We start from the raw sequence: 8,293 nt of genomic DNA on the forward strand, positions 1-8,293 counted from the left end.
AATCACACTCTCATTTCAGCAAAGGAGACATATGCTTGACCTGTTGAGAAAATCGATCTATGCGGCTGTAGGGCTTGCCATGGTGACCAGGGAAGCTGCCGAAGAGATAGGCAGGAAAATCGTTATGTGTACAATCCACCCAGATCCGTGTGCATAACTCAGATAATAAATACTCATGTCATTTTGAGGCATTTTTGAAAATCACAGCGAAAATAAAATATAGTTTTTATTGCCCGTTGTTTCATTGAGAACCGGCAGTCAGACACCCTTGCCCAACATGTTAAAAAACAGAAAACGTCTTCTACTGATAATTCAAATAGTAATCGCTATAGTCCCGATTGCCTGGATTTTTCACAAAATTGATTTCGGGGAAATGATAGAAGTCCTCAGGAATACTCCCTGGTGGACACTTCCGGCACTTACTACTGTGGCATTTTTCTCCCTGATCCTTCAGGGCATAAGATGGTATGTTTTGATGTCCGGGTCAGATTCAGGCCTGCGATTTTCAACAGCGATGTATGCTCACCTGACCGGGGCGTTTTATTCTCTGGTGCTACCCTCCAACCTCTCTCAGGATGTTGTAAGGACAGTCATGGTTTCCCGCAAGCATGGATATTCAAAGAGCTGGGGGGCCACATGGATAGCCAAACTGATCAATCTTGCCACCTCGGTTCTCTTTTCACTGTTTGGCTTTTTCATCCTCGACCTGACCAGTATCCGCAGCACACTGCCGGCTATCGCCATAAGCATCTCATTGTTATTAATTCTTTTTATCATCTCGTTCTCAAAACGGATCACCAAAAAGTTCAGATCCGTATTCATGAAAATTCTTCCCCAGCGGCTGCTACGGATTTTAGAGAATATCAGAGAGGAGATATACCTTTTTAAGGACAAGAAGATAAATCTTCTCTGGTGCACCGGACTGACTTTTCTGACTCATATACTGTTGATCCTGAATGCTATTATTCTGATCTCTGTAGTGACAGGGCGAATCTGTATTGCCGAGTCATTTGCTTTTATACCAATAATTGAATTGCTGGCATTAGCCTTTGCTTTTACTCCTAATGGTTTTGGTATAAGGGAAATGCTTGCTTATGCAATGTTTGCCTACATAGGCTTCACAAATGAACAACTGGCAGGTTATATCATTCTGGGTTATGTCTCTGTACTGATAAAACTGGCAGGAGGAATTCCTCTGCTGATAAAGAAGCTTCCGGTAAAACTGAAAAGCAGCCCGGCCGGCTGAGAAAAACCGGGTGGAATGCTGCGGATTTATTTCCCGGCCTGCTTGTATGCCTCTACACAGATGTTCTCGGCAAACAGCATCCCCAGTTTTCTGAATCTGGTTGAGTATGCGACACTGCGAGGGAGAAAAAAACCGGCAACACTTCTTAACAGTCGCAGGAAAATATCAGCGATCCTCCATACCTCGGAAAAAAAACCGCCCCAGTAATAGCAGATACGCACATCGTAAAAGCCGGAATCCTGCAGCATTTGCTGCAGCCGGTTAGCAGTAGTCGGAAATGTATGGGTAAAATCGAGATCAAAAAAATCATCTTTCCAGGCAAGATAACTGGGAGAGATAATCATTATCTTACCGTCATCACGAAGAACCCGGTAACTTTCTTTCAAGACCTCCTCAGCAGCCTGCAATGTCGGCATGTGTTCAAAGACCTGAATCATCATGATCCCGTCAAACCTGTTATCCTCCTCAGGGAAAGGCGGAACCGATACCTGCTTGACATTTATACCCTTTTCAAGCAGAGATTCGAGCATTTTTCCATTGGGCTCATACCCTGTGTACTCTACATTTCTCCTGATTACCCCCTGCGCGAATTCTCCTTTACCAACACCAATCTCCAGTACCGATATAACATTCCTTTTGAAATTGAGGAAAAACTTTTGTTCAAATTTCCTGCGAAGAGTTTTTTCCAGAATGCGGGATATAACACTTGCTTTTTTACTCGCAAAAAAATCGTACTTAGCCATGCAGTTCCTTTATGAGATAAGTTTCTGGAATTCACCGGCACAGTGCTCAATGGACAGTTCATTCTGTAATGCCGCGAACTCTTCATCAGAAATACGCAGAGGATTTTTTAAAATATTCATCAGTTCCTCTTTAAGAGAGTCTCTATCATCTGCCTTAAAGAGTTTTCCACAGCCGAATTTGTCTTTGAAATCGCGAAAAAATGGTAGATCAGATGCCAGAAAAGGTACCCTGTGCATGCACGCTTCAGATAAAACCCCGCTCTGGGAAATATACCGGTAAGGAAGAATCATCAGCGACAGACGCGAAAATTCCTCTGCCTTATCCTCTTCAAGTATCATTCCGTTAAAATAGATGTAAGAGGCGAATTCACTTTTAACCATCTTTCTACATGACTCATAATACTTCTCTTCACCCGGAGCGGCGGCTCCGTAAATTTTCAAATGAGGCAGAGATCCGGGAGTAAAATCCTGATAAGCATCTATAAGGAGATCTACACCTTTTTTTGCGCTCAGCATACCGTAAAAACCCCAGTTGACTCTCTCCCTTTCTTTTATCTCTACCTTTACAGCCGGGTGTGGAATCACTCTAAGTTTTGGTGTGGGCGCAAAGCTCTCAATTTCCTGCTTGTGAAAAGACGTATGCACTACATAAAAAGAACTCAGGTGCACGACCATATATTCATAAAAATAAGCGATCCACCTGGCAAAGGGCGGAAGATGTTTGGCGTAGGTCTGGACAGTTTCGTGTGAAACCACAATCACTTTACGCCGCAGCACTCTTGATAAAAGTAAAAAAGGTATTATGAAGGGACCGGATGCCGGAATTGTGTGCTGGTGAAGCAAAATCGTTTTCTTTCTGTCGGCCAGATACCGCATCAGGTAAAACCATTTAAGGCTGTAACGGATCTTGCTTTCCCAGAAATAGAGTTTTTCGGTGGTTATTTCATACCCGAGTTTCCTGTACTGATCAAGATACCCTTTCATATAAACGGAAAATATTCCGGATTTCTGCGGATAAGGTATCACAATGAGAATTGACCCTGAAGACACTCTACATCCTCTCTGCCGGTTCAGTATTACCGGCTCACCTCTCCACTGTTTTGTTTCACGGCCACCGTATCCTGACAGTCTTTACTTCCGGACAGCAAAGTTCTTTTTTCCTTTTTCAATACAATGAAGTACAGCAACCAGTAAAGGCAGAGCACTATTGCAACAGCAACAGAAACCCACAATACCTTACCAAGGTAAATTGAATGAGCGTACATCTCCACCACATGCTCACCCTTATCTACATTAACGGCCATCCAGGCCAGATCAGCCCGATAGACCTTCACCTTCTTTCCATCAACCCTGACCTCCCAGCCTGGATAAAAGATTTCGGATATCCTGAGGAATCCTTGCGATGGAGCATTGATTTTTACAACCCGGTGATTAGGAGAATACTTTTCCCATTTCGCCGAAAAGAGGCTCTGGTCTGCAGAGTCGACTGCAGGCTTTACCTCCGGCTCTTCCATAAGAGCAACATTCTTCCGGTAATCATACGTTCCAGCCATCAGGGCATCTATAATAGCCGAAGAATCCATAACCGTATATCCGGGTGCAAAAGAAACCCTGCCCAGGGCATTTCTGTTCTCAAACGGCATCAACTGTCCCTGCGAACGCACTAACAGGTATTTTACATTGGCGATATCCAGAAAAGGGTTTCCCTCTGTGAGTCTGTCTGCCCGAAGAAATGCCTGACCATCCTGATTGAATCCGATAATACCGGAAAAAAAGTTACGATCCTGCTGATCACCCCTGAATTCACGGTACCATCTGAGTTCGTTATCATGGAAACCGCTTACACCCTCAAGACCGAAAATTCCCTCTCCATTCTGCTGGCTCATCATAGCACCCGGAAGAGAGAAAACCCGGAAAGGAGCTGTCTTCATCTCTGTGCCAAGTTTCTCCAGAGCAGGTTCACTCCGGAAATAAGGCTTTACATCCACCATCCTGATAAACTTCACGTCTACTCTGTAAATGTCTATCAATCCGAACAAGACGATAATAACCGCAGCAGCAGCCGGCTTGAGTTTATTCTTTAAGACAGCAACCAGCATAAGCAGCGTAGAGACCGCAAAGAAGAGCCACAGCCACAGAAACGGCACGAAATTTCTGGTAAAGTTCAGTTCAAATATTCTCTGTTTATTGCTGTCGAGCTGATTCTGAAAAAGCCCGGACACAAAGCCCTTGCTTGAAAACAGAAGGGTTATCAGCACGAACACACCACTGGCGAAAAAAAGTCCCTTTGTCCAGCGCTTCTGTTTTTCTTCAGTCAAATTAGACAGTTTGCCGGCAATGAGATCCCTGAGAAAGAGAGCCGCTAAAAGCACGGTACCGAATGAGAACCAGTACATTATCATGCTGGCAGCCCTGAACTTCTTGACTCCGGGAATCAGTGCATAGGCGATATGGAAAACCGGGGTATTCGCTCCCAGAGCAAATAGACAGGAAAGAACCGCTACAGCCCCCCAGAATATTCTCCATTTACCCGGTTTTATCACTATAGCCAGCACAGCAAGAAGCAAAGTGATTCCTCCGGCATACTCTGAGTTAAGCTTAAAAGGATTCTGTCCCCAGTAGTAGTCAAGCGTATTAACCAGCTCAGGAACCCACAACGAAAGAACCTCCGCCCATCCAAGCGCCCATGATGCGGCGAACTCAAATCCCCTGTCCACTCCTCTGACCGAAAAAGCCTCCCTGACATAAAGGTAAGATGGCAGAAACGGGGCAATGGCCAGAAGAAGGGAGAATGCTACAGAGCCCCAGAAATAGATTGTCAGCATCACCGCTTTTTTTACATTCCTCTGAGAGGGAATCAGACAGAGCACTGCTGCAAACAACCAGAAAAGAAACAAACCCCACATCATGAAATAGTTCATCTGGACATGTGAGGTAAGAAGCGACATCCCCAGACCAAAGGAGAGCAGTGATGCATTAAACAGAGAGGGAAATTCAACCAGAGATTTCATCCGCCAGATAATAAAGGGGAGCCAGGCAATCACATACATTTTACCATCGTGACCAGGATAAATATGAGACAAAAACTGGGGATTGAGCATGTACAACAACCCGCCGGCAAAAGCAAGCGGACGGGAAAACTTGAATCCTCTTCTGAGGAGGAGGTAAAAAAACAGCCCCGCAAGAAGCACATGCAAAATCATTTTAATGCTGATAGCACGATGAATGGGGAAAAGAAAACCCACTATCATCGATGGAAGATAGAAAGGATCTCCAAACATGGCATCGATTGTAGGCATACCCGATAATCTCGAACTGAACCACATCGGAAACTGCTTATGCTCTTTGAGGGAATTCTGCAGAAAAACCTTCGCATCAAAGCCACTCATCTGATCAGAACTGTGCAGCATCCCGTCACTGAACAGAAACTGATGGAAAATAACGGCGGTAACAAAAACGAAAAGAATTGCATAGAACCATGATGTCTGGTAGAACTTTCTTTTCAAAGCGACTTTGGACTCATTGCCTGCTTTTTCTTTTTTTTCCTGCATTTGTTCATCCTTAAGGAATAAGCGGATAGAAAATTGACTAATTATTAAAAATAGTTTTTTCGTAAGTTCTTTTCTTATTTTTATATATCTTTATTTCACTCACTGTTTTTTTTAACCTGAAAGACAGGAACAAAATGATACGTTTTTTATATCGGGCTATTCAGAAACGAATCTTTTATCCTTTCATCTACGGAAAAAGAGATGATTACAACGCAAAGAAGTACTGGCACGACCGTTTTCTGAAATACGGAGACTCTATCCTGGGTCCTGGTAACGATGCAATGACAGAATCCAGAAATCTTGAGATGTACTCTAAAGCAAAAACAGTTTTTCTTGAGACCTGCCGGAAAGAGAATATCAATTTCCAGAAAAGCCGCTTTTGTGAAATCGGTCTGGGAACCGGCTTCTATACAGAAATTCTAAAAGAACAGAATGTGCAAAATTATAAAGGATACGATATTTCCGATGTAGTTATTCCCAGGATGAGTAAAATTTTTCCTGATTTCTCATTTCACCTCAAAGATATCAGTTCTGAGCCGCTGGAAGACATTTTTGATGTTATTCTTCTGATCGATGTGATCCAGCACATAGTAAATGACCAGAAATGCAGATTCGCGATGGAAAATATCCGCGATTCCCTCGCCCCCGGAGGTGTTTTTCTGGTTGGACCTCTTGCTCCCAGAAATGTAAAACGGCTCTTTTATGTAAGGGCCTGGACAATAGAGGATCTGAAAAAGATATTCACCGAGGATAAATTCAGGGTCTCAGAACCGATCAAGTTCCGTAACGGGACTCTTTATTCGATAAGGAAGCTCGATAGTGATTCCTGATTGATTTTACCTTTGAGGTGAAATGATGATTTAAGGTGGGTTCTTTAATCACCTTGAAGGTGAATTCGTGATTTAAATTTTAAATCAAGCATTCACCTCTGAATTTACCTCCGAGGTGATTTTGTGACTTAACCAGTTAAATCAAAGAATTACCTCCGAGGTGAAATCGATACCCTCCTCCAGGAGAAGCAAACGGCTGAGGTTTAATACAGCAAACCCGGACACTAAAGAAACTGCTCAACATCGGAGAGACTCTCAACATCATAATCCTCTCCGGTGTATCTGCTTTTTATAATTACACTCCTCAGTCCATCCAGGTTTATCCGATCAGAAGGCTTATCGCCAACTACAAGAGAACGGGAAATATCGATGGAGAAATCCTTGATCGCCTGAAGTACCATACCCGGAGCAGGTTTGCGGCAGTCTGAATCGACACGGTACTCCTCCAGCACAGCCTTGGGATGATAGGGACAATAGTAAAATGCAGAAATCTCAACTCCCTGCTCCCTGAACCTACCAGACATCCATTCATGAAGCCTTTTCACATTTTCTTCCGTAAAAAAGCCCCTGGCCACACCAGCCTGATTCGTGATAACTATGATAATATATCCCTTATCCAGAGCTTTTCTGCACAGATCAAATATGCCATCCATAAAGACGATCTGCTCCGGTAAATAGGGATATGACCGGTCCTCGTTTATTACACCATCACGATCTAAGAATAACGCTTTCCTCACTTTTGATTAACCTGTTTTCTGCTTGATTTAGGAGATTAAGGGATTTCTTGAATTTAAATATAGAAAAGGCATTTTTTTTGTATACAAATTTTCTAACCAGGAAGGGCAGATAATTCAGGTACAAAGTAAGCCTCATTGATCAACAGGGTAAAGCAAAATATATTACACCTATGCAGCATTCCAGATCAACTCACTTCTATTCCATTTCAATAATAGTTTTTCTGGGACTATCACTCACACTTCTAATATCCTGTCGTGATCAGAAAAAAGACGAATTCTCCAAAGCAAAAGAGGGATTCATAGAGGTAAAAAAATCACCATACAAACCTGATTACGATTCCATACTCTCCTCATTGCTTGATCTCCAAAACCGGCTCACTGTCCAACCCAGTGAGAAAGAACTGATGCGCAAACTGGTTTCTGTCTCATACCAGAAATCCTCAGGGTGCTTCCTTACCGCCGGCAGAGGTGTTATCAACAGGAAACTTCCGGAAGCTGTTCATGAGACAGAAAGACAAAAGGCGGCAGATATTTCGGCTCAGAGATGGGCATTTTACGTTAAGGAGTGGTACAGAGACAATATGATACCTTTTGGAACACCAGTATCCGGTACAATATCTTACTCTTCAGTGCTTTTTCAAAGGGCAGCAAACGATACACTGGAAATTCTGGTCCAGATTCCTTTAGGATCTATCAATACTGGGTATTCTGATTGAGATTACATGATTCAACTCTGTATGTGTGGTTGGTTGTATCTTTGGGCTGGCTTTGGCAGATGTTGACTTGGTGAGGGCCGTACCTCGGAGGTATAATAATGACATTTACCTTGACGGTAATAATTTTCCTCAGAGGAAACTGATACTGAAAAACAGCCCAGATTTTTGCTGCTCTTTTTACCACTTATGAGAAAGTGATACTCTGGAAGTCGTTTCTGGATTCCCGCTGGATCTATCTTCACTTAATATCCTGATTAAAGGTTCCGCTCTGAAGTATTTGCATTGTGATCTGTTGTCATATTGGGCAGGCTTGACAAGCACTTGACTTTAAGGATTTTTTTCTTACCTCAGATGTGCAATAGTGACATTAGCCTGAAGCAATAATTTTCCTCGGAGGTGAGACTGATACCGGAAAAACTGCCCCGGTTTTTGCTACACTTTTTACCTCCCAATCAGAGGACTGGTACTTG

Annotated in this window: 7 protein-coding genes; 3 read left to right on the forward strand and 4 right to left on the reverse strand. The window is 43.1% G+C overall.

All coding sequences use genetic code 11. The features are described from left to right. The first annotated feature begins 268 nt into the window (after positions 1–268). Positions 269–1,246, forward strand: a complete 978-nt coding sequence (locus tag GX089_07745; GenBank protein NLP02370.1) for a flippase-like domain-containing protein — start codon at positions 269–271, stop codon at positions 1,244–1,246. A 26-nt stretch (positions 1,247–1,272) separates the two neighbouring features. Here GX089_07745 and GX089_07750 read toward each other — a convergent pair whose 3' ends face one another. The 3 genes from GX089_07750 to GX089_07760 all read right to left on the reverse strand — a co-directional run bounded on the left by GX089_07750 (position 1,273) and on the right by GX089_07760 (position 5,540). Then, complete coding sequence (locus GX089_07750; protein NLP02371.1) at positions 1,273–1,989, reverse strand: class I SAM-dependent methyltransferase; 717 nt, start codon at positions 1,987–1,989, stop codon at positions 1,273–1,275. Between the two features lie 9 nt (positions 1,990–1,998). Next, positions 1,999–2,973, reverse strand: a complete 975-nt coding sequence (locus GX089_07755) for a glycosyltransferase (protein ID NLP02372.1) — start codon at positions 2,971–2,973, stop codon at positions 1,999–2,001. 92 nt (positions 2,974–3,065) lie between these two features. After that, the gene (locus GX089_07760; GenBank protein NLP02373.1) at positions 3,066–5,540 is read right to left on the reverse strand and encodes a YfhO family protein; all 2,475 of its coding nucleotides are present in this window, start codon (positions 5,538–5,540) and stop codon (positions 3,066–3,068) included. Positions 5,541–5,674: 134 nt separating this feature from the next. Between GX089_07760 and GX089_07765 the strand changes: the two genes are divergently transcribed. Beyond that, positions 5,675–6,370 carry a class I SAM-dependent methyltransferase gene (locus tag GX089_07765; protein NLP02374.1) on the forward strand — a complete coding sequence of 232 codons (696 nt, stop codon included), beginning with the start codon at positions 5,675–5,677 and terminating at the stop codon, positions 6,368–6,370. Positions 6,371–6,594: 224 nt separating this feature from the next. Here GX089_07765 and GX089_07770 read toward each other — a convergent pair whose 3' ends face one another. Next, positions 6,595–7,107, reverse strand: coding sequence for an HAD family hydrolase (locus GX089_07770; GenBank protein ID NLP02375.1), 513 nt, complete (start codon positions 7,105–7,107; stop codon positions 6,595–6,597). A gap of 170 nt (positions 7,108–7,277) precedes the next feature. Between GX089_07770 and GX089_07775 the strand changes: the two genes are divergently transcribed. Next, positions 7,278–7,823, forward strand: a complete 546-nt coding sequence (locus GX089_07775) for a hypothetical protein (GenBank protein ID NLP02376.1) — start codon at positions 7,278–7,280, stop codon at positions 7,821–7,823. Positions 7,824–8,293 lie beyond the last annotated feature (470 nt).

Origin of the sequence: Fibrobacter sp., from assembly GCA_012523595.1 — a bacterium.
GTDB lineage: Bacteria > Fibrobacterota > Chitinivibrionia > Chitinivibrionales > Chitinispirillaceae > JAAYIG01.